Source organism: Pseudomonas sp. Marseille-Q5117, from assembly GCF_946901175.1.
GTDB lineage: Bacteria > Pseudomonadota > Gammaproteobacteria > Pseudomonadales > Pseudomonadaceae > Aquipseudomonas > Aquipseudomonas iranensis.
Genome location: NZ_CAMPPP010000002.1, coordinates 27,971 through 53,745, shown reverse-complemented (window position 1 = coordinate 53,745; position 25,775 = coordinate 27,971). Strand labels below are relative to the sequence as shown.

Genomic DNA, 25,775 nt, shown 5'->3' with positions numbered 1-25,775 from the left:
GGTCACGCGTCCTTCTGCTTGGTGCCGAAGATCTTGTCACCAGCATCGCCAAGCCCAGGAATGATGTAACCGTGCTCGTTCAGACGTTCGTCGATGGACGCGGTGTAGATGGTCACGTCCGGGTGCGCTTGTTCGACGGCAGCAATGCCTTCCGGCGCGGCCACCAGGACCATGGCGCGGATGTCGCGGCAACCGGCCTTTTTCAGCAGATCGATGGTGGCAACCATGGAACTGCCGGTGGCGAGCATCGGGTCGATGATCATCGCCAGGCGCTCGTCGATTTCCGGTACCAGTTTTTCCAGATAGGTGTGCGCTTGCAGGGTTTCTTCGTTGCGGGCAACGCCCACAGCGGAGACCTTGGCGCCCGGGATCAGGCTGAGCACGCCTTCGAGCATGCCGATGCCGGCACGCAGGATCGGCACGACGGTGATCTTCTTGCCGGCGATCTTTTCCACCGACACGGTGCCGCACCAGCCGGCAATGTCGTAGGATTCGAGCGGCAGATCTTTTGTAGCTTCATAGGTCAACAGGGCGCCGACTTCCTGAGCGAGCTCGCGGAAATTCTTGGTGCTGATGTCAGCGCGGCGCATCAGGCCGAGTTTATGACGGATCAGCGGATGGCGGATCTCGAGGATGGGCATGGGAAAGGCTCCGGCGGCGGGCAAAAAAACCGGCCTAGATTAATCTATCCGAGGGTGATGTCCTATAGGACATTCTGTACGTTAGTCCATAAGAGCTTGATTCGACCTCGCGGGATGCGTACCTTTGCCCGCTTTTCCAATTCCGCCAACCCCCTGGAGAGCGCCATGTCCGCTGATCTCGAGCATATCCGTCAAATCATGCGAGAGGCTGACTGCCTGTACACCGAGTCTGAAGTCGAGGCGGCCATCGCCCGCGTCGGTGCACAAATCAACGAACAACTGGCTGACAGCAATCCGGTGGTGTTCTGCGTGATGAACGGCGGTCTGATCTTCTCCGGCAAGCTGCTGACGCATCTGCAATTCCCGCTGGAAGCGTCCTACCTGCACGCGACCCGTTATCGCAACGAAACCAGCGGCGGCGACCTGTTCTGGAAAGCCAAACCGGAAGTCTCGTTCATCGACCGCGACGTGCTGATCATCGACGACATCCTCGATGAAGGACACACCCTGGGCGCGATCATCGACTTCTGCAAACACGCCGGCGCACGCAAAGTGCACACCGCCGTGCTGATCGACAAGGACCACGACCGCAAGGCACGTCCTGACCTGAAAGCCGATTTCGTCGGCCTGCCATGCATCGACCGCTACATCTTCGGTTATGGCATGGACTACAAGGGCTACTGGCGCAACGCCAACGGGATTTACGCCGTTAAAGGCATGTAAGAACCTGCATTGCCCCCTGTGGGAGCGAGCCTGCTCGCGAAGGCGTCGTGTCAGTCAGCATCATTGAAAACTGACACACCGCTTTCGCGAGCAGGCTCGCTCCCACAGTTGTTTTTGTGTGTGCTGATCCTTGCGCGACAGCCATGCTAGAGTTCTCGGCCCCGCCCTCCGGAGCCTGTCATGCGCCTCTTGATCCGCAGTCTCGCCGCCCTGTTGCTGTCGCTCAGCCTGCCGCTGTCCGCCGCGCCGATGCACAGCCAGTTCCTGCCGCCGGACGATCTGACCCTGCGCGACGCTGAACCCGAGCAGCAGCAACTGCTGCAGGTCAGCGAGTATTCGGTGGTGGTCGGTGCGCAGCGCCAGTCCAATCAGCAGCCGATTCCGGTCACCTCATCCTTGTTGATCCGCCTCAAAGGCAAATCGCTGAACAAGGGCGCGACCATCAGCCAGGTGCTGGTGAGTTTCGACGGCGAGAGCAAAAGCCTGAAAAAACCGGCTTACGATGACAAAAACAAAACCCTGACGCTGTTCTATCCGCTCGCTCAATACCGCGTGGTGATGGATCTGTTGCGCAACGACACGGTGTATGTGCAGTTCCTCAGTTATGCCAACGGCCATATCTGGGCCGATTTGCACACCGGGGCGATTCGTCCGCGTTGAGCCGGGCGGTCGGGCAGGGGTAAACTGCCCGCCCCGTGTCATGTCTGCGAGCTGGAGTCGGCAATGCGTAAAGATAAGAAACAAGTGATTGGTGACGAGATCGGCGATGAGCAGATCAAGCTGTTCCTCGATTTTGAGCCGGTCGACGCCACTTCGCCGTCGCTGCACAAACTGATCAAGGCCTACCGCGGTTTGCGCATCGATGACTTCGAGCGCTTTCTGGGCTTCTTTGTTGCGGCGGGTTATGACGTCGATGGCAAGGATGAGCAGGGTCAGACTTTCGTTGACCTGATCAAGGATCAGCGTAATGCCGCCGAGTACATCGAATTGATCGAGAAGGCTCGCACCTGAGGCCACCTCACTACAAAGGTTTGTAAGCCAGAAGTATCGGGTCTTGCCTGGCCATAAAAAAACGCCCCGCACTCAACGAGTACGGGGCGTTTTTCATGCAGCCAGATCAAGCGAAGCTTGGCGTCTCGCTGCTTTCTTCAACCAGTTCCAGGGCGATGTTGTTCTGCGTGTTGATCTTGCGATACAGCGCAGCATCGGTTTCCAGAACCTTTTCACGGGCCGGGAAGATTTCCGCGAGTTTGCTTGCCCACTCGCCGGAGGCCTTGGCCGGGAAGCACTTCTCGATCAGTTCGAGCATGATCGAAACGGTCACCGATGCGCCTGGCGATGCGCCGAGCAGGGCAGCGAGGGAGCCGTCCTTCGCTGCGACCAGTTCGGTACCGAACTGCAGGATGCCGCCCTTTTTCGGGTCTTTCTTGATGATCTGCACCCGTTGGCCGGCCACTTCCAGGCGCCAGTCTTCGGCTTTCGCCTGCGGGTAGAAACGGCGCAGGGATTCCAGACGCTGTTCCATCGACTGCATCACTTCGCTGACCAGGTACTTGGTCAGGTCCATGTTGTTTTTCGCCACCGCCAGCATCGGCCCGATGTTGCCGGCGCGCACCGACATTGGCAGGTCCATGAAGGAGCCGTGCTTGAGGAACTTGGTGGTGAAACCGGCGTATGGCCCGAACAGCAGGGATTTCTTACCGTCGACGACGCGAGTGTCGAGGTGCGGCACCGACATCGGTGGCGAACCCACGGCAGCCTGGCTGTAGACCTTGGCCTGATGCTGCTTGACCACTTCCGGGTTATCGCAACGCAGCCACTGGCCACTGATCGGGAAGCCGCCGAAGCCTTTGCTTTCTTCGATGCCCGAAGCCTGCAGCAACGGCAGGGCCGCGCCACCGGCACCGAGGAAGACAAACTTTGCGTCGACTTCGCGGGTGTTGCCGTTGTTGACGTCCTTGATGCTGACGGTCCAGCCGGCGCCGTTACGCTTGAGGTCGGTCACGCGCTTGCAGTATTTGACCTGGGTGTCCGGCGCGCTGCTCAGGTGTTTGAGCAACTGATTGGTCAGGGCGCCGAAGTTGACGTCGGTGCCGTTCATTACGCGGGTGGCGGCGAGGACTTCGTCGGGCGAGCGGCCCGGCATCATCAGCGGCATCCACTCGGCCATCTTGCCCTTGTCTTCGGTGTACTCCATGTCGGCGAACGCGTGGTGCTTGCTCAGGACATTGAAGCGTTCCTTGAGGAACGACACGCCGCTCTCGCCCTGAACGAAACTCAGGTGCGGCACCGGGCTGATGAAGGATTTGCTCGAGCCGAACGTGCCCTTTTTGGTCAGGTACGACCAGAACTGTTTCGACACCTCGAACTGGGTGTTGATGTGCACGGCTTTCTTGATGTCGACGCTGCCGTCGGCGGCCTGCGGCGTGTAGTTCAGCTCGCACAGGCCGGCGTGACCGGTACCGGCGTTGTTCCACGGATTGGAACTCTCGGCGGCGCCGGAATCCATCAGCTCGACGACTTCCAGCTTGATCGCGGGGTCGAGCTCTTTGAGCAGTACGGCCAGGGTGGCACTCATGATGCCGGCCCCTACCAGAACTACGTCGACTGCTTCGTTATGCGCCATTTAACGCGTCTCCCAAATCTGCAGCACCAAATTGTCGGCATGGCTGCCAGGCGTTCCAGGGCAGGTCAGTGGGCCCGGGCTATCCGTGGTCAGGTGGGCCATGTCCGAATCTTCGCAATTTTTCGCAACTTCGACGGATGCGTGCGGCCTGGTTTCAAGCGTTCCATGAACGCATTTTCACGCAGGGCTGGCAATTCGACTTATGGTCGAGTCATCCGTTTTCGTGCAACCAAATCCGTAGCGGACAGGCTTCAGGCTCCGATGTTCGAGGTATACCCGGTCCTGTGTCGTTGGGCTGTTTCGGACGCTAATGGTGCATGTTCAGACGCAAAACTATTCATTTGCTCGCCACACTCTTGTGAAGTTGTGAAAACCCGTTTTTTTCACGCTCTTTTGAAGACGTGAACCTCAAAAAAGGGCTGCCTTGGCCTGGCACCTGCCCGCTAGGGCAAAACAACGCGGTGGCCGAGCGAATGACAGCTCTGCAGATTCGCGAAAAGCGGGTTTTTGCCGGAAGAACAGGCAAGCGCGCCAACTTCACTCGATCTGTGTGGGCGGCTCTCTGTGGGCGATTTTGATGTCGATGCATGCGCATTGACGCTGTTGCGGGGCCCGATCAGGAGACGTCCTTATAATCGGGGGGAGATTGTAGCGAAGAAATGCGCGCAGTTGCTCGTGTTTAATGACTTTTATTAGGCATCCGGTCAGATGCTCAACTGCACCTGACCCCGTGCGCGCATTTGTCGCGGTACGACCCGGGCGCTGGCGGGCAGCGGCTGGTTCAGCCAGGTCAGGCGGATTTCTTCGATTTCCACCCAGCCGTCGCCCATCGGTTGCAGGCTGCACTGCTTGAAAGCCTGGCAATGGCCGTTGCGGTCGAGCAGGGCGAAGCTGCGATGCAGCGGGCGTGGGGCGAACAGCGAGATCAGATAGCGCATGGCAGAGTTCCTTGAAGGAGGACTGCTTTGAAGCTTGTCGGCAAGCCATGACGCCAGGGTGTATGGACGGTGAAGAATGTGTGACAGGAACCGCTTTCGGTGGGGTTTGTCTGACATTGCAGTATCCACTGTGCGGCGCTGGTTACGCGCAGTGGCCCACCGCTATACTGCCGGCCTGTTTGTGCCTGATTCTGGAGAGAAGAGCATGTTGCAACGCCTGTTGTTCGGTTTGATCACTGTCGCCGGTTTGACCCTCGCCGGCTGCGCCCACAGCCCGCAACAACTGAATCCGGAGCCGAAGCTGACCACGCAACTGCCAGCGGTCGGTCGCGGCCAGCCTGTCATCGTGCGTGTGGTCGACGGTCGTCCGTCGCCAACCCTCGGCACCCGTGGCGGTCTGTACCCGGAAACCAGCGCCATCACCGTACAGCGCGAGCAGATCCTGCCCAAGCTGCAAGCCCAGGCCGAAGCCGCCGTACGCCTGCTCGGCTTCACCCCGACCACCAACGCACCCAACGCGCCGCAGCTGACCGTGACCCTGGCCGAGCTGAAGTACCAGTCGCCGAAAGAAGGCATGTACGTGACCGAAGCGACCATCGGCGCGACCTTCCGCTCCGACGTGCAGAACGCCAACCGCCGCTACAGCGGCCGTTACGGTGCGTCGCTGGACCAGCGCTTCGGCATGGCGCCGAATCAGGAGACCAATACCAAACTGGTCAGCGATGTATTGAGTGATGCGCTGACGCGTCTGTTCAAGGACCCGACCGTGGGTCAGGTGCTCGCTGAGTAAGTTTGCAGCGAATGTGAAAAAGCCCGGGGCCAGTGATGGTTCCGGGCTTTTTTGTGGATCTGAGATTTGTGTCGTATGGGAAATCGATTCCCCTCACCCCAGCCCTCTCCCGAGGGAGAGGGAGCCGATCGCGTGTGCTTCAAAACCTGAGTTCGGCGCGGTATCTCAAGTCGGCGTATCTACCGCAAACACCTCGTTCAGTCCCCTCTCCCCAAGGAGAGGGATCCGATCGCGTGTGCTTCAAAACCTGAATTCGGCGCGGTATCTCATGTCGGCGTATCTACCGCAAACACCTCGGTCAGTCCCCTCTCCCTCTGGGAGAGGGCTAGGGTGAGGGTGCTTTTGACGTTCAGGCTGCCTGGGAATAGAAATCAAGCACGCTCACGCCAGTCAACAAATCGGTCTCGGGCAGATCCGCATGCTGATGCCCGCCCAGCGCGCAATACACCAGCCAGTGCCGGTCCTGCACGTTGAAGGCGAGGCTGCCGACCAGGCTTTGCTGGTCGTCGTAAGGGGTGATGAGGTACAGGCGATCCTGGTTTTCCGCGTGCAGCATGTCGCATTCCATTCGGGTTTCGAGGCGCGCAGGGTGAAGCATCCACGTGACGATGCCATGACACAGGACAGCCATCGGTCGATTGTCAGGTTATTTGTCGCAAAGGCTGGGGCAGGGCGTCAGGGTTTGGGTAGAATCCGCGCCGCGGTCGTCGGTCTGGCGTCTGCCACACCGGTTAAGTTCGAGGTCTGTGATGTCGCTGCACTTGATGACGCTGTTTACCGCCCATCCCGCCAAGTTGATCAACCTGCTGGCCTTGCTGCTGGCCTTTCCGGGCAGTTGGCTGCTGCACGCGACCCGCCGCCGCGAGCAACGCGCGCAGGCCAGCCTCGCCGCCCAGCGCCAGGCGCAGCCGAATGCCGAGCCGATGCTCGATTGGGCGACGTTGCGCATGAACCGGTTTTTCTATCGTTTTGGTTTTGCTTGCCTGGGGCTTGCTTTGATCGTTTCCTGGATCAGCACCCGCTTCTGAAGCAATAGCAAACCTGTGGTGAGGGGATTTATCCCCGTTGGAGTGCGCAGCGCTCCCAAGTTTTTTACCTGAGAAAAAACAGGGCCTGCTGCGCAGTCCAGCGGGGATAAATCCCCTCGCCACAGCTGTTGCCTACAGCGGCAACCCAGCCTTGACTCGATACTGATTGCGCACCGGCGTTGCATATTGCAGCACCAGATACGGCCGGTGCTCAGCGGGGCAGGCGTCCAGCCGGCTCTGCCATTCATCCTGTGCCTTGGCCAGTTCGTCAGCCGGGAACACCTCGGCAGCCTTCGGCACGTTCAGTTGCGGATCGGCATCCGCCCACTGCGCGTACGCCAGGTAATGCACCGGGAACAACCGGTAGCCGCCGAGAATCTGCTTGTCCATTTCGATCGCCAATTGCTTGGTGTCTTCAAACACCTCGGTGATCGGCGCGGCAAAATTCACGTGGACCCGGCCCTTGTAGCCGGTGATGCCCTTGGCGATGCTCACGTCATCCTCGCCCGGCGCCTTGGCGTAGGTGCCGGTGGTGGCGCGGATGTATAGCTCGCGGGCCTTGGCCTGATCGCACGGGTCGTACTCATAGCTGATCGACACCGGCGTCACGTTGAGCGAGCGGATCACTTCGCCGAACGGCTCGTCCTTGCGGCTCATGTGAAACATCTTGAGGATCGCCGACTCGGTACGGTCGTCGCCGTCCTTCGCCCGCCCTTCAGCCTGAGCAATCCAGATCGAGGCGCAATCGTTGCGGATCGAGTGATTGATATACGCCGACAGCAATTGATACGCCGCCATTTTCTCGCGACGGCCGGTGATCGAACGGTGGACGATAAAGCTCTTGTTCAAGCGCATCAGGTCACTGACAAACGGCTTTTGCAGCAGGTTGTCGCCAATCGCGATGCGCGGCGTCGGCAGGCCGGCGTGGTACACGGCATAGTTGACGAAGGCCGGGTCCATGACGATATCGCGGTGGTTGGCGATGAACAGGTAGGCGCTGCCGGACTTGAATTGCTCGACACCGGTATACGTCACGCCGTCGGTGGCGCGCTCGATGGTGTGGTCGACGTAGAACTCGACTTTGTCCTGTAAGGTAGCCACGGAATTCACGTCGGCAAACTCACGACGCAGCCGATGGGCTATAAGAGGTTTGAGCATCCAGCCGAAGGCACCGGCAAAACGCGGGAAGCGGAAGTGGGTGAGGATATCTAGAAACGCCTTGTCGCCGAGCAGTCTTGCCAGTACCGCAGGTACTTCGCTGTCGTCGTAAGGTCGGATGGCATCGAATTCGCCCATCATGCTCTCTTGTTGGAAACGGCTAGGGTAAGTAAAGGGTTTGATCGAAAACCCGCGGGGCACGGTCTGAAAAGTAGCCAGACAAAAATAGCCCTGCAAATAGACCGGCGATTATACGCACAAGTCACTGGGGAGACCGCGATGCTGGAAAATGCACTGTATGAATGTCCGTATTGCGGTGAGGAAGTCGAGACCACTCTGGATTTGTCCGCTGGAGATCAGACGTATATCGAAGACTGCCAGGTGTGCTGTCGTCCGATCACCTTTGTCCTGCAGGTACATGAAGAAGAGTGGCATCTGGAAGTCTTCAGCGAAAACGAGTGAGGGCCGCGTATGCAGCGCATCTACGAACCGGCGAACCTGATGGAGGGCGAAATGCTCAAGGGCATGCTTGCCACTGAGGGGATCGAGGCGCATCTGATTGGCCGTGATCTGGTGGGCGGTGCGGGTGAATTGCCGATCTTCGGCCTGCTCTGGCTGTCGGTGGATAACGATCAGGCCGAATACGCCCGCGAGTTGATCACCGCGTACAATGCCGCGCTGCCGCTGCCCGGCGACGAACCGGAAAGCTTTCCCGGCACGCTGGTCTGTTAGGCTGGCCTTCGTTTTATTCAGAGTCGTGTTGCCCCATGTGTGGACGTTATGCCCTGTTTCGCTGGAACCGCGACTTCGCGGCCCTGCCAGGTTTTCCCGCCGATCAGCAGGCGCAGTGGAACATTTCCCCGAATGACTCGGTGTTGATGCTGCGTGCCGAAGAAGATGGCCAGCGCACCTTGGCCCGTGCGCGCTGGGGCCTGACGCCGCCGTGGCTGACCGATCTGTCGAAGACCCCGGCCCATGCCCGCGCCGAAACCGTCGCTGAACAACCGATGTTTCGTGAGGCCTTGCGCTTGCGTCGCTGCCTGCTGCCGGCCAACGGTTTCTACGAATGGCGTGGCACCCAGCGCAAGCGGCCTTACTGGTTGACGCCGGGGGAGGGCTCGTCGTTGTTTTTCGCCGCGATCTGGGAAGCGTATCCGGTGCAGGAGCAGGTCTGGCTGAGCACGGCGGTGATTACTCAGTCGGCGGCGAGTCAGCGGCGGCCGTTGATTCTTGATGAAGCGGGGCAGGCTGCCTGGCTTGATCCTGAAACGCCGCTGCATGTGTTGCAGGGTTTGCTCGCCAGTGAACCGGCGGCATTGCGCGAGCGAGTGCTGGCGAATCTGGTGAATGATCCGAAGTTGAACGGGCCGGAGTGTTTGACCCCGGCTTGATTTGCGTGGATCAAAAGCCCCTCACCCCAGCCCTCTCCCGGAGGGAGAGGGAGCCGAATGGGGATGCTTCAGAGGTACACCGATCTGAACGATCTGTTGTGAATCCATAATCGACTGTTTTTTTCCAGGTCGATGTAGAGCGCAAGACATCGCGGTCGGTCCCCTCTCCCGGAGGGAGAGGGCTAGGGTGAGGGGCTCTTGATCTTTCAAACCTTGAACTGATTGATCAACCGCCGCTGCTGTTCCGCCAGTTTGGTCAACCCGGCGCTCGCCGAACTCGACTCATCCGCACCGCCGGCCACTTCATTCGCCACCTGACCGATGTTGATCACATTGCGGTTGATGTCGTCGGCCACTGCGCTTTGCTCTTCTGCCGCACTGGCGATCTGCGTGTTCATGTCGTTGATCACCGACACGGCCTGAGTAATGGTCTCCAGCGCTTCGGCCGCTTTCGCCGCGTGCTGCACGCTTTCGTCGGTGCGGTTCTGGCTGTCTTCCATGACGCGCACCACATCGCGGGTGCCCTGTTGCAACTGCTGGATCATGCTCTGGATTTCTTCGGTGGCCTTCTGGGTTTTCTGCGCCAGATTGCGCACTTCATCCGCGACCACTGCAAAACCGCGACCCTGCTCGCCGGCTCGCGCGGCCTCAATCGCCGCGTTCAGTGCCAGCAGGTTGGTCTGTTCGGCGATGCCGCGAATGGCGGTGAGGATGGCGTTGATGTTTTCGCTGTCCTTGGCCAGCGTCTGCACCACCTCGACAGCCTTGCCGATTTCCACCGCCAGTACGCCAATCGAATTCGACGTGTCGCGGACGATCTGCATGCCCTGGCTGGCGGCCTGATCGGCGTTGCTTGCCGCTTGTGCTGCCTGGGTGGCGTTGCGCGCCACGTCCTGGGCGGTGGCGGTCATTTCCTGCACCGCAGTCGCCACCTGATCGATTTCGGCCATTTGTTTCTGCACGCCGATGTTGGTGCGAATGGCGATGTCGGCGGTGTGTTCCGAAGAATCGCTGACGCTCTGCACCGAGGTCACCACTTGCGTAATCATCGCCTGCAACTTGGCGAGGAAGGTGTTGAAGCCTTTGGCAATCGAGCCCAGTTCATCGCTGCGGTCGCTGCTCAAGCGCCGGGTCAGATCGCCTTCGCCCTGAGCGATGTCATCGAGCATGGCGACCATTTGCTTGAGTGGCCGCGCAATGCCGTGACCCACCAGCCAGATCACCAGCAGGCCGATGCCGGCGATGATCAGGCCGACCATGGCCATGCCGAAGGTGTCGGATTTGCGCTGGGCGTCGAGGTCGGCCTGGAGGTTTTGCAGATCGGCCATGACTGCGTTGAGCGGCAATTGCAGCATCAGTGTCCAGCGTGCGTCGGTCTGGCCGATGCCGAACGGCAGGTACAGCTCGATACGGCCCTTGGCCTGATTCACCGAATAGGTGACCTCGTCGCGCTTGAGGTTGGCGAGATTGCTGGCCTGTTCGGCGTCGAGGATGTCGCTGACTTTTTCACCGAATTTGCTCGAGTCCTTGGTGTAGGCAACGATCCGCCCGTTGCCGCCGACCAGGGCCATTTCACCGGCGCCGCTGTAAAGCTTCTGGTTGGCGGCGAGCAGCATGTCCTGAATGAAGTTCACCGAGAGGTCGGCGCCGACGATGCCCTGGAACGCGCCGTTGACCATGATCGGTTCGATGAACGAGGCGAGCATGACGATCTTGTCACCGACCTTGTACGGTGCCGGGTCGATCACGCAGGGTTTCTTTGTCTCTTTCGAGCACAGGTAATACTCGCTGGCGCGTATGCCGGTGGACAAGGTTTTCTGGTCGTCGACATCGGCCAGTTTGTCCACGCCCAGGCTGCCGTCGGTATTGCGGAACCACCACGGCAAAAAGCGCCCGGTGGCCGGGTCGATACCGACCACGGCGCTGCCGATGTAGGCCGCGTCATTGTGGTCCAGTGCGTTTTTTTCCCAGCCGATGTAGGTGCCGAGAATCTTCGGGTTCTTTTCGACGTTTTCCTTGATCAGGCTGATCAGTTGTTCGCGGCTGAGACTCAGGCGCGGCTGGCCATCGGCGCCGGTTGTACCGAGCAAGGCGTTGACCCGTACCAGGCCGCCGGCAATCAGCAGCGGCGCTTCCAGTTCGCGCTGGATCTGGCTGACCTGGGTCTGCGCCAGCGAGGTCAGGCGCTGTTCGATGACTTGCTCGAACTGCGCCTGGGTGCGCTGTTGCACCATTTCTTGAGTGCGAGCGCCGGAGAACAGCGCGTACAGCACCAGCGCCGCGACCACGCTGAGAACGATGGCGCCGGCCAGAGCGGCGACGGAAAACTGGATCGACTTGAACTTCATGGGAGCTCCGCACGCAAGAGGACAATCTGCGAGGGATTTATCGGCGGGGGGTGCAGGGCCATGAGAGACGTTGGTCGGAATCGGCCCGCGATGTCGCTGATGGATCGGTGCGCGGCGGATTCAATGCGCTTGAGGAATTTCCACGAGGTCTTGCGGCCATAGGTGAATGTACGCGTAATGCGTCCGTTGTATCTGGCGCCGATACAATTAGCCGCCTAGGATACGCCTCAGGTTTTCAGGGAGCTTTTGAATGAACAAGACATTAGTAGTAAGTGCTTTGAGCGCAGCGCTGTTGCTGGCCGGTTGTCAGTCGGTCAACACCACCAGCGGCGGTGCCGTGGGCGTGGAGCGCAAGCAGTACATGTTCAGCATGCTGTCCTCGCAAGAGGTCGACCAGATGTACGCGCAGTCGTATCAGAAGACCGTCGGCGAGGCGTCGAGCAAAGGTGTGCTGGACAAGACCAGCCCTGAAGCCAAGCGCGTGCAGACCATCGCCAACCGCTTGATCGCCCAGGCGCCGACCTTCCGCCCGGACGCGGCGCAGTGGCAATGGGAAGTCAATCTGATCAAGAGCGATGAGCTCAATGCCAACTGCGGTCCCGGCGGCAAGATCATCTTCTACACCGGGCTGATCGACAGCCTGAAACTCACCGACGATGAAATCGCTGCGGTCATGGGCCATGAAATCGCCCACGCCCTGCGCGAGCACGGTCGTGAAGCGATGTCCAAGGCGTACGGTATGGAGATGGCCAAGCAGGGCGCCGGTGCCCTGTTCGGTCTGGGGCAGGACAGCCTGGCGCTGGCCGACACCGTGGCCAACTACGGCATGACCTTGCCCAACAGCCGCGCCAACGAAAACGAAGCCGACCTGATCGGCCTGGAACTGGCCGCCCGCGCCGGCTACAACCCGAACGCGGCGATCACCCTGTGGGACAAGATGAGCAAGGCTTCCGAAGGCGCGCCACCGGAATTCATGAGCACCCACCCGGCGTCGAGCAGCCGCATTGCTGCGTTGCAGGCAGCGATTCCGAAAGTGATGCCGTTGTACGAAAAAGCCCCGAAGTCTTAAAAGTCGAAGGACACAACGATTCTTCAGGTTGGGAGGGCTGTTGTGGCGAGGGGATTTATCCCCGATGGGCTGCGAAGCAGCCCCAAAACCTGCAAATGCGCTATGTATGACACTCTGAGGCAGCAGGTTTGGGGGCGCTTCGCGCCCCATCGGGGATAAATCCCCTCACCACAGGTTTTGGGTAGTTCAGTAGACGGGGTTAAACCCAGCCGCTGCTCTGCATCGCTTTATAAACCGCAACAATCGCCAGAATCATGAACGCCGAAGCCGCGAGGCGGCGGATCAGGGTCAGCGGCAGTTTCTCTGCAGCAAAGTTACCCGCCAGGACCACCGGCACGTTGGCAATCAGCATGCCCACGGTGGTGCCGATGATCACCAGCCACAGTTCCGGATATTGCGCGGCGAGCATCACCGTGGCGATCTGCGTCTTGTCGCCGATTTCCGCGAGGAAGAACGCGATCAGCGTGGTCAGGAACGGCCCGAACTTGCGCGCCGTGCTGGCTTCGTCGTCATCCATTTTGTCCGGGACCAGGGTCCACAGTGCCGTGGCGGCGAAGCTGGCGGCGAGGATCCAGTGCAGGACGGCGTCGGAGAAAAAACTGCCGACCCAGGCACCTACCGCACCGGCTGCTGCGTGGTTGGCCAAAGTCGCGGCGACAATCCCGGCGATGATCGGCCAGGGTTTGCGAAAGCGAGCGGCGAGAATCAGCGCGAGCAGTTGCGTCTTGTCGCCGATTTCGGCCAAGGCAACGATAGCGGTGGGAACGAGTAGCGAGTCCAGCATCAGGGATTTCCTAAGGGGCGGGTCGACACGGCTATGACACGTACAGCCTTCCCGCCCCGGGTAAGGTGTGCGTGTCATAGGTCTTGTCAAACCCTGCGATCCGTCTGGTGCGGACGCTTGGGTCGCATACGCCATGATCTGAGGATCAAGTATGTTGACGTATGCCGGACGAGCTTGGCGCTCGTGGGAGACTACTCCCCTAGGACGGAGCGGATTCTGCCTAGGCAAATACGATTGGGCAAGAACAAATTTTCAGCCGCGCTTGGCCCGGTAGATCCGGAAACCATTGCCTTCAGCCTTGATCGCACACACGCCCAGGTGCTCCTCGATCAGCGGCTGATACTTGAGGAAGCTGTTCGCCACAAGGCGCAGTTCGCCACCGTTTTTTAGATGTTTCGCCGCTTTTCGCAGCAGGTTCTCCGTAGCGAAATAATCGGTGTGCACGCCGACATGGAATGGCGGATTGCTCAGAATCGCGCTCAAACCCATCGGCGCGGCGTCGATGCCGTCGCCGGTCAGCACTTCGGCTTCCAGGCCATTGGCGGCGAGGGTCAGACGGCTGCTGGCGGCGGCGAACGCGTCGACATCCAGCAACGTCACCTGATTGTGCGGATAGCGACGTTTCACCGCAGCCCCGAGCACGCCGGCGCCGCAACCGAAGTCGAGCAGATGGCCGCTCGGCAGTTTGTCCAGATGCTCCAGCAGCAGGGCGCTGCCGCGATCCAGTCGACCGTGGCTGAACACGCCCGGCAGGCTGATGACTTTCAACGGCCCTTCGGCCAGCGGCAGTTCGTAAGTCTGCGCCAGGCTTTCCAGCGGTTTCGCTTCAGGCGCATTGGCCACGGTGACTTGCCAGAGCTGGCAGTGGCGGGCGCTGTCGAGTTTGCGTGGCTTGCCAAACGGATTGAGCTGTTTGGATGCGCCTTCGATGCCGCTGCGTTTTTCCCCGACCAGAAACACCTCGCGCCCGGCCAGACGCGACGCCACGGCGTTGAGGATGTAATCGGTCAGGTCCTTGGATTTGGGCAGGAACACCACAGCGCTGTCGAATTCGCGCTCGGGCACGTTTACGCCGAAATGGCTGCGGCCTTCGAAACGTGCGTCCAGTGCGGCTTGATCGCCAGCGTGCCAGCACCAGCCGAACGCGTTGGGCAAGCGCCCGAGCAAATCATCGGCGGGCAGGCCGGCCAACAGCAGCGAACCCTGGAATAACTCGGCCTGACGAAGCAGTACTTCACTGCGCGGATCCATAACTGCTCCTTGAAAAAAAGTGCCGCAGTTTATCAACTGACGACCCGCAGCGCCTCACCGCTGAAGAACGCCTGGGCGTTTTCGCTCAGTTGCCCGACGATACGCTGGCGCGCCTCACGGCTGCCCCAGGCGTTGTGCGGGGTGACGATCAGGCGCGGGATATCGGCAGCGAGCAGCGGATTGCCCTGGGTCGGTGGCTCGACACTCAACACATCGGTCGCCGCACCGCCGAGGTGGCCGCTACGCAAAGCGTCGGCCAGCGCTTGCTCGTCGATCAAGCCGCCACGAGCGGTATTGACCACAAATGCGCCGGGCTTCATCGCGGCCAGCTCGCCGGCGCCGATGAAGTTCCGGGTGTGCTCGTTGAGCGGGCAGTGCAGGGTCAGGGCGTCGATCTGCGGCAGCAGTTCTTCCAGCGGCAGGCGATCCGGCCGAGCCGGGCGCCCCGGAATCTGCCCGAGCAACACGCGCATGCCAAACGCTTCGGCCAGTCGCGCCACGGCGCCACCGAGTTCGCCATGGCCGAGCAGGCCGAGGGTTTTGCCTTGCAGTTCGACGATCGGGTAGTCGAGCAGACAGAACTGTTTCGCCTGTTGCCAGCGGCCTTCGCCCACAGCCTTTTGATAGTCAGCCAGGCGCGTGGCGAGGTTGAGCAACAGCATGATCGTGTGTTGCGCCACCGACGGCGTGCCGTAAGCCTGGCAATTGCACACGGTGATGCCCTGAGCGCGGGCGGCAGTGAGGTCGACGTTGTTGGTGCCGGTGGCGCTGATCAGGATCAGTTTCAGTGGCGGGTTGGCAGCCATCGCGGCCGCGTCGATCATGACTTTGTTGGTGATCGCCACACTGGCGCCGTACAGGCGTTCACTGACCTGTTCCGGCAGAGTGTGAGCGAACAGCTGCAAGTCGCTGAAGCATTCACGCAACGGACCGAGGTCCAGATCGCCGAGATCCAGCGAAGGGTGATCAAGGAATACCGCGCGGCGCGTGTTCGTCATCAACTGTACCTTTTGTGCTGTGAGCGGAGGGCGTACTCTGCCGAGCCTACCAGATGAAACAAATCGTTACGCTGATCCCGCAGCGGACACATAACCTTGTGGCGAGGGGATTTAGCGAAACGTCGCACCGCCCCGATCGGCTGCGCAGCCGTCGCAAAATCATTGCCTGCGGGCCAGACAGAAGTTTTTGGGGCTGCTTCGCAACCCAACGGGGATAAATCCCCTCGCCACAGGACTGTGTTCTTTACAGATTTTTTATTGACCCAAGCTGCCCCAAAGGAGCCCCCATGTACTGGACCGAGTTCTTGACCGTTGCCCTGATCCATCTGCTCGCCGTGGCCAGCCCCGGCCCGGACTTTGCCGTGGTCGTGCGCGAGAGCGTGACCCATGGGCGCCGCGCCGGCACCTGGACCGCGCTGGGCGTGGGCACGGCGATTTTCCTGCACGTTGGCTATTCGTTGCTCGGCATCGGTCTGATCGTGTCGCAATCGATCGTGCTGTTCAACGCCCTGAAGTGGGCGGCGGCGGCGTATCTGCTGTACATCGGCTTCAAGGCCTTGCGCGCGCAGCCAGCGAAAACTGTGGCCGATGATCTGCATCAGGAGGCCGGTGAGCGCACGGCGCGCGGGGCGTTCACCTCGGGCTTTGTGACCAACGGACTGAACCCGAAAGCCACGCTGTTCTTTTTGTCGCTGTTCACCGTGGTGATCAACCCGCACACACCGCTGGTGGTACAGGCCGGTTACGGGGTGTACCTGGCGGTGGCGACGGCGATCTGGTTTTGCCTGGTGGCGATGCTGTTCAGCCAGCAACGCGTGCGCGCCGGCTTCGCGCGCATGGGCCACTGGTTCGACCGCACTATGGGCGCGGTGCTGATCGCTCTCGGCGTGAAAATCGCGTTCACCGAGATGCATTGAGAACTGGAACACATCAATCCCTGTGGGAGCGAGCCTGCTCGCGAAAGCGCCAGTCCAGTCACCAAAAATGTCGACTGACCCGACGCCTTCGCGAGCAGGTCGTGTTTTCTTCAACTTTGGCCCGAAATGCTGGCGCAAAGCTAGCATTTGTCCGGCTCTGCAAATCATTCCTTTGGCTGATTTGACTGTCATGCAGGCGCACTAGAGTACGAATCTCTCCGCCAACACCGTGCAGTCAGAAAAGGGATTCTTATGTTGCAGACTCGGGTCATTCCGCCGGCCGATGGGGCCTACCAGTATCCATTGCTGATCAAACGGCTGCTGATGTCCGGCGCCCGTTACGAGAAAACCCGCGAAATCATCTACCGCGACCAGTTGCGCTACAGCTATCCGACCCTGATCGAGCGGGTTGCGCGGCTGGCCAATGTGCTGACGGCTGCCGGCGTCAAGGCTGGTGACACCGTGGCGGTGATGGACTGGGACAGCCACCGCTACCTGGAATGCATGTTCGCCATTCCGATGATCGGCGCGGTGATCCACACCATCAACGTGCGTCTGTCGCCCGAGCAGATCCTTTACACCATGAACCACGCCGAGGACCGCTTCGTGCTGGTCAACAGCGAGTTCGTCGGGCTGTATCAGGCCATCGCGCCGCAGTTGACCACGGTCGAGAAAACCCTGCTGCTGACCGATCTCCCGGAGAAAACCGCTGAGCTGCCCAGCCTCGTCGGCGAATACGAGCAACTGCTGGCCGCCGCGAGTGCGCAATACGATTTCCAGGACTTCGACGAAAACTCGGTCGCCACCACGTTCTACACCACCGGTACCACCGGCAACCCGAAAGGCGTGTATTTCACCCATCGGCAACTGGTGCTGCACACCATCGGCGTGGCGACGATCATGGGTTCGATCGACAGCGTACGCCTGCTCGGCACCAACGATGTGTACATGCCGATCACGCCGATGTTCCACGTCCACGCCTGGGGTCTGCCGTACGTGGCGACCATGCTCGGGCTCAAGCAGGTCTATCCGGGGCGCTACGACCCGGACTATCTGGTGGAGTTGTGGCGCAAGGAGAAGGTCACCTTTTCCCATTGCGTGCCGACCATCCTGCAGATGCTGCTCAACGCCAAGGCCGCGCAGGGTGCGGATTTTGGCGGCTGGAAAATCGTCATCGGCGGCAGCGCACTCAATCGCAGCCTCTATGAAAACGCCAAGGCCCGAGGCATTCAGCTGACGGCCGCGTACGGCATGTCGGAAACCGGGCCGCTGGTGTCCTGCGCGCACCTCAACGACGAATTGATGGCCGGCAGCGAAGACGAGCGCACCACTTACCGGATCAAGGCCGGCGTGCCGGGGCCACTGGTCGAAGCGGCGATTGTCGACGGCGAGGGCAATTTCCTTCCGGCCGACGGCGAAACCCAGGGCGAACTGGTGCTGCGCGCGCCATGGCTGACCGAAGGTTATTTCAACGAGCCGCAGAAGGGCGCCGAGCTCTGGGCCGGTGGCTGGTTGCACACCGGTGACGTCGCCACGCTCGACAGCATGGGTGTGATCGATATTCGTGACCGCATCAAGGACGTGATCAAGACCGGCGGCGAGTGGATCTCCTCCCTCGATCTCGAAGACCTGATCAGCCGCCATGCCGCGGTACGCGAAGTAGCAGTGGTGGGCATCGCCGATCCGCAATGGGGCGAGCGCCCGTTTGCCTTGCTGGTGGTCCGTGAAGGCCAGGTGATCGGTGCACGGGAACTGAAGGAGCACCTCAAGCCGTTCGTCGAGCTGGGGCACCTGAGCAAGTGGGCGATCCCCAGTCAGATCGCCCTTGTTACCGAAATTCCCAAGACCAGTGTCGGCAAGCTCGACAAGAAGCGCATCCGCCTCGACATCACCGAATGGCAGGCCAACAACAGCACCTTCCTTTCGACACTTTAAGTGCCTGCTGGCGCGCCGAAACCGGCGCGCCAGACCCACCAAGCAAGCGCTTGGCTTGTGAAATCGAAAAAATCAGCCATCCTTGCCGTGCCGACGTGTGTCGGACTGGCGAAAGGACTGTTCCAGAGTGGTTGGCGGCTGCAAATCACACTTTAGAGGGATCAAGCACTACCACCCGCTGGCTATAGTCCGCTCAAGGACTTTTTGAAAACGGAGCACACGCACTGAACGGGGCGAGCAACTCTGGAACGATTTCGGGCAGCCCTGGCGCCCGGTCCTCCACAGCGTTTTTAAAAGTACTCACTGCCATAACAATAATGCACATGGAGTAGCGTCGATGACCTCAGTAAACCAGTTCTGGCGCCGGGCGAAACTGCCTCTGGCGGTCAGTCTTGCCTCCTCGCTCGCCGGGCCTGCATTCGGCGTCAGTTTCAACGTCGGTGAAATCGAAGGCCAGTTCGACTCGTCCCTGTCGATCGGTGCCAGTTGGTCTACTCAGAGCCCGAACAAGAACCTCATCGGCGTCAACAACGGCGGCCGTGGCCTGTCGCAGACTTCCGATGACGGTCACGCCAACTTCAAGAGCGGCGAAACTTTCTCGAAGATCTTCAAGGGCATCCATGACCTTGAATTGAAATACGGCGACACCGGCGTGTTCGTCCGTGGCAAATACTGGTACGACTTCGAACTGAAGGACGAGAGCCGCGAGTTCAAGGACATCAGCGACAGCAACCGCAAAGAGGGCGCCAAGTCCTCCGGCGGGCAGATCCTCGACGCCTTCGTCTACCACAACTATGCGATCGCCGATCAGCCGGGTTCCGTGCGTCTCGGCAAGCAGGTCGTGAGCTGGGGTGAAAGTACCTTCATCGGCGGCGGCATCAACTCGATCAACCCGATCGACGTCTCCGCGTTCCGTCGTCCGGGCGCCGAGATCAAGGAAGGCCTGATTCCGGTCAACATGTTCTACGTGTCCCAGAGCCTCACCGATAACCTCTCGGCCGAAGCGTTCTACCAACTGGAATGGGATCAGACTGTCGTCGATAACTGCGGCACCTTCTTCTCCCAGCCGGACATCGTTGCCGACGGTTGCGACAACAATCTGCGCGTACTGAACAAGCGTTCGCAGATTCCGGCGATCGCTCTGGGGCCGTTGGCCGCCAACGGTGTGAACGTCGACCAAGAAGGCGTGCTGGTACGCCGTGGGCCGGACCGTGACGCGCGCGATAGCGGTCAGTGGGGCGCGTCCCTCAAATACATGTTCGAGCCACTCGACACCGAGTTCGGCGCCTACTTCATGAACTACCACAGCCGTGCGCCGATCTTCAGCGCCACCGGTGCCCCGCAATCGGTCTACAACACCGCCGCCAGTCTGCCGGGGCCGTTTGCCGCGCTCGCACCGCTGCTGGTTGCGGGCAACTCCAATTACTTCATCGAATACCCGGAAGACATTCGTCTCTACGGTCTGAGCTTCTCCACCACCCTGCCTACCGGTACGGCGTGGAGCGGTGAGATCAGCTACCGTCCGAACGCGCCGGTACAACTGAACTCCACCGACATCCTGTTTGCCGGCGTGCGTCCGCTGGGCGGCGCGCTGACCAACGCTTCGCTGCTGACCGGCGTGCCGGGTCAGGATCTGCATGGCTATGAGCGCAAGGAAATTACCCAGATCCAGACGACCTTCACGCACTTCTTCGATCAGGTCATGGGCGCCAGCCGTCTGACCCTCGTCGGTGAAGTCGGCGCGACCTACGTCGGTGGCCTGGAAAGCCGTTCCGACAAGCGCTATGGCCGTGACCCGGTCTACGGTCCGGGCGAATTGCCGGCCACTGGCGGTATCGATACCTGCGCTAACATCCTCAACAACAGCACCATCAACGGTGCAGGTCCCGGTTCGCCGCAGAACAACCGCAGCCGCAATTGCGAAAACGACGGTTTCACCACGTCGATGTCGTGGGGCTACCGTGGTCGGGCGATCTGGGAATACAACGACGTGTTTGCCGGTGTGAACCTCAAGCCGAACGTGGCCTGGTCCCACGATGTCAGCGGTTACTCGCCAGGCCCTGGCGGCAACTTCGAGGAAGGTCGCAAAGCGGTCAGCCTGGGCGTCGATGCCGAGTACCAGAACACCTACACCGCGAGCCTGGCTTACACCAATTTCTTCGACGGCAAGTACACCACCGTGGATGACCGCGACTTCGTGGCGCTCAGCTTCGGCGTGAACTTCTAAGCACTGCATTTCAGGACGAACGAATTTATGAAAATAACAAAGAGTCTGTTCCACGCCGGTTTTCTGGGCCTGTCGCTGCTGGCGACCAGTGTCATGGCGGCGGTGCCTGCTGCCGAAGCGGATAAACTGGGCAAGAGCCTGACGCCGATGGGTGCGGAAATGGCCGGTAATGCCGACGGTTCGATCCCGGCCTGGAAACCGCTGCCGAAAAACGCCGGCAGCGTCGACAGCAAAGGCTTCCTGTCCAACCCTTACGCCAGTGAGCAACCGCTGTTCACCATCACCGCCAAGGATGTCGACAAGTACAAGGACAAGCTCGCCCCGGGCCAGTACGCGATGTTCAAGCGCTACCCGGAAACCTTCAAGATGCCGGTCTATCCGTCCCATCGCGGCGCCACCGTGCCGGATGACGTGTTCGCCGCGATCAAGAAGAACGCCACCAGCACCAACCTGGTGTCCGGCGGCAATGGTCTGGAAAACTTCGATACCGCCGTGCCGTTCCCGATCCCGAAAACCGGTGTGGAAGTGATCTGGAACCACATCACCCGCTATCGCGGCGGCAGCGTGACCCGTCTGGTGACGCAGGCCACGCCGCAACCGAACGGCTCGTACAGCCTGGTGTACTTCCAGGATCAGTTCGTGTTCCGCGACAAGATGAAGGACTACGATCCGGCGAACCCGGGCAACATCCTGTTCTACTTCAAGCAGAAAGTGACCGCGCCGGCGCGTCTGGCCGGTGGCGTACTGCTGGTGCACGAGACGCTCGATCAGGTCAAGGAGCCGCGTTCGGCGTGGGTCTACAACGCCGGTCAGCGTCGTGTGCGCCGTGCACCGCAAGTGTCGTATGACGGCCCGGGTACTGCCGCCGACGGCCTGCGTACTTCCGACAACCTCGACATGTACAACGGTGCGCCGGATCGTTACGACTGGAAGCTCGAAGGCAAGAAAGAGATGTACATCGCTTCCGACAGCTACAAGCTCGACGATCCGAAACTGAAGTACTCGGACATCATCAAGGCCGGCCACATCAACCAGGACTTGGCTCGCTACGAGCTGCGCCGCGTCTGGCACGTGGTCGCGACCCTGAAGGAAGGCCAGCGCCACATCTACGCCAAGCGTGACTTCTACATCGACGAGGACACCTGGCAGGCAGCGGTCATCGACCACTACGACGGTCGTGGCCAACTGTGGCGTGTAGCCGAGGCGCATGCCGAGAACTACTACGACAAGCAAGTGCCGTGGTACGCCCTCGAAACCCTCTACGACCTGCAGTCCGGCCGTTATCTGGCACTGGGCATGAAGAACGAAGAGAAGCAGGCGTATGACTTCGGCTTCACCGCCACCACCAGCGACTTCACCCCGGCCGCTCTGCGTCAGGATGGTGTTCGCTAAACCTGCGTAAACCCGAGGCCGCATCCTCGTGAAAACGCCCCGACCGGTTCGGGGCGTTTTTGTGTCTGTAGCCTTTTTGTAGCCATTTGTAGCAGCGACCTTCATTACCTCTTCGTTTAAGGCTAGGCTGCGGACATCTGCAACGCCGCCAATCGCCTTCGAACAAGAGCCGGCCATGACTGATCTGTCCCCACTTCCGGGTCCCGCAAGCATCACCGTCGCAGCACTGGACGGGCGTTTTTTCCGCCCGCCGCTGCCTGATGGCTATGTCTTGCGGCCGCGCCTTTGCCAGCGTCTGCAGGCCGGGCTCGGAGGTCGGTTGCTGCTGGTCAGTGCCCCGGCCGGGTTCGGCAAAAGCTCGCTGGCGGTGGAGTTCTGTCAGAGTCTGCCGGCGCACTGGCAAAGTCTCTGGCTGGGCTTGAGCCCACGGGACAGCGATCCCGGACGTTTTCTTGAGCGCTTGCTCGAAGGTCTGCAGGACTATTTTCCTGCGTTGGGCGCTGGTGCCCTCGGCCTGTTGAAAATGCGTCAGCGTCATCAGCCATTCGCCTTCGAAGAATGGCTCGACGGTCTGCTCGATGAGCTGGCGCTGCATCTCGATCCTGCTGCACCGCTGCTGCTGGTGCTCGACGATTACCACCTCGCCCAAGGCCCGGTGCTGGATCGTTGCCTGCAATTTTTCCTCAATCATTTGCCCGATGGCTTGTTGGTGATGGTCACCAGTCGCCAGCGCCCGGACTGGCATCTGGCGCGTCTGCGCCTGTCGCGACAATTGCTCGAGCTGCACGAACAGGACTTGCGCCTGACCCACGACGAAGCCCTGACCTTGCTCGACCGCCACAGCAGCTCACTGCGCGGCGAAGCACTGGAAAGCCTGATCCAGCGCAGCGAAGGCTGGGTTGCCGGTCTGCGCTTCTGGCTGCTGGCGGTGGCCGAGGCGGGCAACGATGCCGCGCTGCCGCAAGCACTGAACGGCGGCGAAGGACTGATACGCGACTATCTGCTCGAAGAAGTCATCGATTGCCTGCCGGCCGAAGTGCAATCGTTTCTCTACGAAACCGCTCCGCAGGAACGCTTTTGCAGCGAGCTGTGCGATGCGGTCCGCGAAGCTCATGACAGCGCCGAGATCCTGCGCTTTCTGCTCGCCCATCAGGTGTTTCTGGTGCCGCTGGACGAGCACGGTCACTGGTATCGCTATCACCATTTGTTTTCCGACTTGTTGCGCAGCCGACCAATCGCCCAGGCGATGGTGCCCAACGCCACCCTGCATTTGCGCGCCTGCCGCTGGTTCAATGCGCAAGGCCTGCTCGACGAAGCGGTGGAGCAGGCCTTGCGTGCCGGGCATCTCGATGTCGCGGCAAATCTCGTACAGAACCTGTCCGAAGAACAGCTGCTCGCCGAGCAGAACGTCGGCATGCTGCTGCGCTGGAAAATGGACTTGCCCGACAGCCTGCTGATCAGCACGCCACGGCTGATCGTGCTCTACAGCTGGGCGCTGGGGCTGGCCTGTCAGCTCGACGCCGCTGAGGAGCTGGCCAGCCATTTAAGCCGCTTTCTGCCAGCACCTTCAGCCACTGCGCAGAAATCCATGCTGGCGCAGTGGCTGGCATTGAGCGGGATCATCGCTCGCGGGCGCGGCCATCGCGAACTGACCCTGCGCTATTGCAGTGAAGCGCTGGAGAGCCTGCCGGCCAAGCGTTATGGCCAGCGCCTGATGTGCCTGTCGACCTTGTCCAATCTGGCGATCGCCGACGGTGATCTGTGGCGCGCCCGTGGCCTGAACCGTGAGTCCCTCGAGCTGGCACAGCGAGTCGGCAATCCATTATTCGAAGCACTGGCGCACTACGACAGGGCGCGGGTTCTGCAATCGCGGGGCGAGATCCTGCGCGCGCTGGATGAAGTGCATCAGGGCCTGGAACGCTTGCGCGGTCTGTCGCCGCAACGCCTGTACGCCGTGCGCGCGCGGCTGACGTTGTATGAAGGTTTCCTGCTGGCGATGCGTTTGCAGCCGCAGGCTGCACGCGTACGCCTGCTCGCCGGGATTGGCGAGGCGCGGGCTTGTCGCGACATCAGCGTACTGATCGGCCACTGCGTGATTGCCCGCCTCGACGGCGCCAGCGGCGAGTTCGCCAAGGCCTTCGCCGAACTCGCCGAAGCCGAACGCCTGATGCACATCTGGGACGTACCGCCGATCTACTATCTGGCGATGATCACCCTGGTCAAATGCGAACTGTGGCTGGCGCAGGGGCGTATTGATCTTGCCGAGGCGTGGCTTGCGCGCCTGGGCCAGACCTACACCGGTGAACACGCTGCCGCACCGCCAGAGTTTCATCCACAGCTGCCACTGCACGTGGAACTGCAACAGGCGCTGCTCGATGTGATTCAGGGGCAACCGATGCTTGCCGAAGGGCGCTTGAACGTGTTGCATGAAAACGGCCAGCAGACCGGGCGGCAGTTGCTCAGTGTGATGGCGTTGACGCAGAAAGTGGCGTTGTTGCTGGCAGGCGGTCGAGAGACAGAAGCCCGCAAGGCATTGAGTCAGGCGCTGGAAGCCGCCGCCGGAGGCGTGCTGCAGCCGTTCGATGCCTTGATGAAGGGGCACGAGAACTGGCTGCGAAGCCAATTGCAGGCTTCGCCGGCACTCACAGAACAGCAATTGCTTGAACACCTCCCGCCAGCGGCGCCTCGCCAGGTTGTGGATTGCGCAGTGGCAGAGCAACTCAGCAGCCGCGAACTGGCCGTACTACGCCTGATCGCTCAAGGCTGTTCGAATCAGGAGATCAGCGAACAGTTGTTCATCTCATTGCATACCGTGAAAACCCACGCAAGCCATATCAACAGCAAGTTGGGGGTCGAGCGGCGCACGCAAGCAGTGGCACGGGCGAAAGAGCTGGGTATGTTGTTGTAAACAAGATGGTACTTAGCTGCTAACCATTACCTGAAGAACTATCTTTGCTGTCTGTCAACAAAGTCATGAAATTAACCCCGCTCTTTGAATATTCTTCAATAAAGGCGGCTGCGTCAGGAAAGTTTTTTATTAGAAAGCGTTGAGCGGCTGGGGATGTTTCGAACTCAAATACAGTGTTGGCTCCGGTAGACGCTTGCTTCACTCCATCAGGATAATCTTGCTTGTTGAGAATTATGTAATAATCCAAATAGCCACGAGATCCGGCATTTAATATAGGCTTGTAGTTTTCTTTAGGGAAACTGATTGAGAAATTTTGGCCCTGCTTCAGAGGAACCCTCTTCTGGTCTGAGACCAGATATATAGATGCATCCTTTATACGCACATTGACAGGAAATGTGCCTTTATTGATCGCTTGGCAGTTGATATGCCATGTCCAGTTGTCGCCTTTTTCGCTACTGCATTCAGTTTCGATATTTGCTGACAGACTGGATATTATTTTTTGGACCTCAATGGCGGTTTTCTTTTCTTCAATTGCAATTTTAGGCTTTTCTACAAGATGATAGGTGATGGCGAATTGTAAAATTGCTCCGATAATTACGCCGGCGAGCCCTGATACCATTGATATCGTATGATCTTTCATTAAAGCACCTT

General features: G+C 60.2%; 24 protein-coding genes, 1 pseudogene and 1 riboswitch. Of the genes and pseudogenes, 14 read left to right on the top strand and 11 right to left on the bottom strand.

Annotated elements, in window-relative coordinates:
* Positions 1 to 2: 2 nt before the first annotated feature.
* The gene (upp, locus tag OC605_RS03310) at positions 3 to 641 is read right to left on the bottom strand and encodes a uracil phosphoribosyltransferase (RefSeq protein WP_024014279.1); all 639 of its coding nucleotides are present in this window, start codon (positions 639 to 641) and stop codon (positions 3 to 5) included.
* A gap of 165 nt (positions 642 to 806) precedes the next feature.
* On the opposite strand from upp, the gene OC605_RS03305 reads away from it, so the two are divergent.
* From OC605_RS03305 to OC605_RS03290, 3 genes are all read left to right on the top strand, one after another.
* Complete coding sequence (locus OC605_RS03305; RefSeq protein ID WP_016773231.1) at positions 807 to 1,364, top strand: hypoxanthine-guanine phosphoribosyltransferase; 558 nt, start codon at positions 807 to 809, stop codon at positions 1,362 to 1,364.
* A gap of 180 nt (positions 1,365 to 1,544) precedes the next feature.
* Entirely contained in the window at positions 1,545 to 2,024 is a 480-nt protein-coding gene (locus OC605_RS03295; protein WP_262136300.1) for a hypothetical protein, read from the top strand.
* Positions 2,025 to 2,087: 63 nt separating this feature from the next.
* Complete coding sequence (locus OC605_RS03290; RefSeq protein ID WP_262136299.1) at positions 2,088 to 2,375, top strand: PA4642 family protein; 288 nt, start codon at positions 2,088 to 2,090, stop codon at positions 2,373 to 2,375.
* Between the two features lie 106 nt (positions 2,376 to 2,481).
* Here the strand turns inward: OC605_RS03290 and mqo are convergent, their stop codons facing one another.
* Both mqo and OC605_RS03280 read right to left on the bottom strand, forming a co-directional pair.
* Positions 2,482 to 3,990, bottom strand: coding sequence for a malate dehydrogenase (quinone) (gene mqo, locus OC605_RS03285; protein ID WP_262136298.1), 1,509 nt, complete (start codon positions 3,988 to 3,990; stop codon positions 2,482 to 2,484).
* 704 nt (positions 3,991 to 4,694) lie between these two features.
* The gene (locus OC605_RS03280) at positions 4,695 to 4,928 is read right to left on the bottom strand and encodes a hypothetical protein (RefSeq protein WP_039761314.1); all 234 of its coding nucleotides are present in this window, start codon (positions 4,926 to 4,928) and stop codon (positions 4,695 to 4,697) included.
* Between the two features lie 205 nt (positions 4,929 to 5,133).
* On the opposite strand from OC605_RS03280, the gene OC605_RS03275 reads away from it, so the two are divergent.
* On the top strand, positions 5,134 to 5,718 hold the full coding sequence (locus OC605_RS03275; protein WP_024014276.1) for a YajG family lipoprotein: 585 nt from the start codon (positions 5,134 to 5,136) through the stop codon (positions 5,716 to 5,718).
* A gap of 349 nt (positions 5,719 to 6,067) precedes the next feature.
* Here OC605_RS03275 and OC605_RS03270 read toward each other — a convergent pair whose 3' ends face one another.
* The gene (locus tag OC605_RS03270; RefSeq protein ID WP_016770662.1) at positions 6,068 to 6,274 is read right to left on the bottom strand and encodes a hypothetical protein; all 207 of its coding nucleotides are present in this window, start codon (positions 6,272 to 6,274) and stop codon (positions 6,068 to 6,070) included.
* A gap of 193 nt (positions 6,275 to 6,467) precedes the next feature.
* Here OC605_RS03270 and OC605_RS03265 point away from each other — a divergent pair, with 193 nt between their 5' ends.
* On the top strand, positions 6,468 to 6,746 hold the full coding sequence (locus OC605_RS03265) for a hypothetical protein (protein ID WP_016770663.1): 279 nt from the start codon (positions 6,468 to 6,470) through the stop codon (positions 6,744 to 6,746).
* Positions 6,747 to 6,878: 132 nt separating this feature from the next.
* On the opposite strand, the gene OC605_RS03260 is transcribed toward OC605_RS03265, so the two are convergent.
* Positions 6,879 to 8,042 (bottom strand): 1-acyl-sn-glycerol-3-phosphate acyltransferase, encoded by a 1,164-nt coding sequence (locus OC605_RS03260; RefSeq protein WP_174823868.1) that lies wholly within the window; start codon positions 8,040 to 8,042, stop codon positions 6,879 to 6,881.
* 141 nt (positions 8,043 to 8,183) lie between these two features.
* Between OC605_RS03260 and OC605_RS03255 the strand changes: the two genes are divergently transcribed.
* The 3 genes from OC605_RS03255 to OC605_RS03245 are packed head-to-tail and all read left to right on the top strand — an operon-like array spanning position 8,184 to position 9,295.
* On the top strand, positions 8,184 to 8,366 hold the full coding sequence (locus OC605_RS03255) for a CPXCG motif-containing cysteine-rich protein (RefSeq protein WP_016773238.1): 183 nt from the start codon (positions 8,184 to 8,186) through the stop codon (positions 8,364 to 8,366).
* 9 nt (positions 8,367 to 8,375) lie between these two features.
* Positions 8,376 to 8,636, top strand: a complete 261-nt coding sequence (locus OC605_RS03250; RefSeq protein WP_016773239.1) for a putative signal transducing protein — start codon at positions 8,376 to 8,378, stop codon at positions 8,634 to 8,636.
* A gap of 35 nt (positions 8,637 to 8,671) precedes the next feature.
* Positions 8,672 to 9,295, top strand: coding sequence for an SOS response-associated peptidase (locus OC605_RS03245; protein WP_016773240.1), 624 nt, complete (start codon positions 8,672 to 8,674; stop codon positions 9,293 to 9,295).
* Positions 9,296 to 9,501: 206 nt separating this feature from the next.
* Here the strand turns inward: OC605_RS03245 and OC605_RS28100 are convergent, their stop codons facing one another.
* Entirely contained in the window at positions 9,502 to 10,245 is a 744-nt protein-coding gene (locus OC605_RS28100) for a methyl-accepting chemotaxis protein (RefSeq protein WP_410055980.1), read from the bottom strand.
* A gap of 111 nt (positions 10,246 to 10,356) precedes the next feature.
* Positions 10,357 to 10,554 (bottom strand): annotated as a pseudogene (locus tag OC605_RS28095) (HAMP domain-containing protein); the annotation flags it as partial.
* A 1,339-nt stretch (positions 10,555 to 11,893) separates the two neighbouring features.
* Here OC605_RS28095 and OC605_RS03235 point away from each other — a divergent pair.
* Positions 11,894 to 12,712: a M48 family metallopeptidase gene (locus OC605_RS03235; protein WP_016773242.1), complete on the top strand. Its 819-nt coding sequence runs from the start codon at positions 11,894 to 11,896 to the stop codon at positions 12,710 to 12,712.
* A 199-nt stretch (positions 12,713 to 12,911) separates the two neighbouring features.
* Here the strand turns inward: OC605_RS03235 and OC605_RS03230 are convergent, their stop codons facing one another.
* The 3 genes from OC605_RS03230 to OC605_RS03220 form a co-directional block, all read right to left on the bottom strand.
* Positions 12,912 to 13,496 (bottom strand): TMEM165/GDT1 family protein, encoded by a 585-nt coding sequence (locus OC605_RS03230; RefSeq protein ID WP_041479980.1) that lies wholly within the window; start codon positions 13,494 to 13,496, stop codon positions 12,912 to 12,914.
* Positions 13,497 to 13,585: 89 nt separating this feature from the next.
* Positions 13,586 to 13,708, bottom strand: a riboswitch (yybP-ykoY riboswitch).
* Between the two features lie 40 nt (positions 13,709 to 13,748).
* On the bottom strand, positions 13,749 to 14,747 hold the full coding sequence (locus OC605_RS03225; RefSeq protein ID WP_123444174.1) for a class I SAM-dependent methyltransferase: 999 nt from the start codon (positions 14,745 to 14,747) through the stop codon (positions 13,749 to 13,751).
* Positions 14,748 to 14,779: 32 nt separating this feature from the next.
* Positions 14,780 to 15,745 (bottom strand): 2-hydroxyacid dehydrogenase, encoded by a 966-nt coding sequence (locus tag OC605_RS03220; protein WP_262136296.1) that lies wholly within the window; start codon positions 15,743 to 15,745, stop codon positions 14,780 to 14,782.
* Positions 15,746 to 16,032: 287 nt separating this feature from the next.
* Between OC605_RS03220 and OC605_RS03215 the strand changes: the two genes are divergently transcribed.
* From OC605_RS03215 to OC605_RS03195, 5 genes are all read left to right on the top strand, one after another.
* Positions 16,033 to 16,662: a LysE family translocator gene (locus OC605_RS03215; protein ID WP_262136295.1), complete on the top strand. Its 630-nt coding sequence runs from the start codon at positions 16,033 to 16,035 to the stop codon at positions 16,660 to 16,662.
* Between the two features lie 252 nt (positions 16,663 to 16,914).
* Positions 16,915 to 18,597 (top strand): fatty acid--CoA ligase, encoded by a 1,683-nt coding sequence (locus tag OC605_RS03210; protein ID WP_262136294.1) that lies wholly within the window; start codon positions 16,915 to 16,917, stop codon positions 18,595 to 18,597.
* Positions 18,598 to 18,934: 337 nt separating this feature from the next.
* Positions 18,935 to 20,824: a DUF1302 domain-containing protein gene (locus tag OC605_RS03205; RefSeq protein ID WP_262136293.1), complete on the top strand. Its 1,890-nt coding sequence runs from the start codon at positions 18,935 to 18,937 to the stop codon at positions 20,822 to 20,824.
* Between the two features lie 27 nt (positions 20,825 to 20,851).
* Positions 20,852 to 22,216 carry a DUF1329 domain-containing protein gene (locus OC605_RS03200; protein ID WP_262136292.1) on the top strand — a complete coding sequence of 455 codons (1,365 nt, stop codon included), beginning with the start codon at positions 20,852 to 20,854 and terminating at the stop codon, positions 22,214 to 22,216.
* Positions 22,217 to 22,391: 175 nt separating this feature from the next.
* Complete coding sequence (locus OC605_RS03195; protein WP_262136291.1) at positions 22,392 to 25,124, top strand: LuxR C-terminal-related transcriptional regulator; 2,733 nt, start codon at positions 22,392 to 22,394, stop codon at positions 25,122 to 25,124.
* A gap of 19 nt (positions 25,125 to 25,143) precedes the next feature.
* Here the strand turns inward: OC605_RS03195 and OC605_RS03190 are convergent, their stop codons facing one another.
* Positions 25,144 to 25,764 (bottom strand): hypothetical protein, encoded by a 621-nt coding sequence (locus OC605_RS03190; RefSeq protein ID WP_262136290.1) that lies wholly within the window; start codon positions 25,762 to 25,764, stop codon positions 25,144 to 25,146.
* Positions 25,765 to 25,775 lie beyond the last annotated feature (11 nt).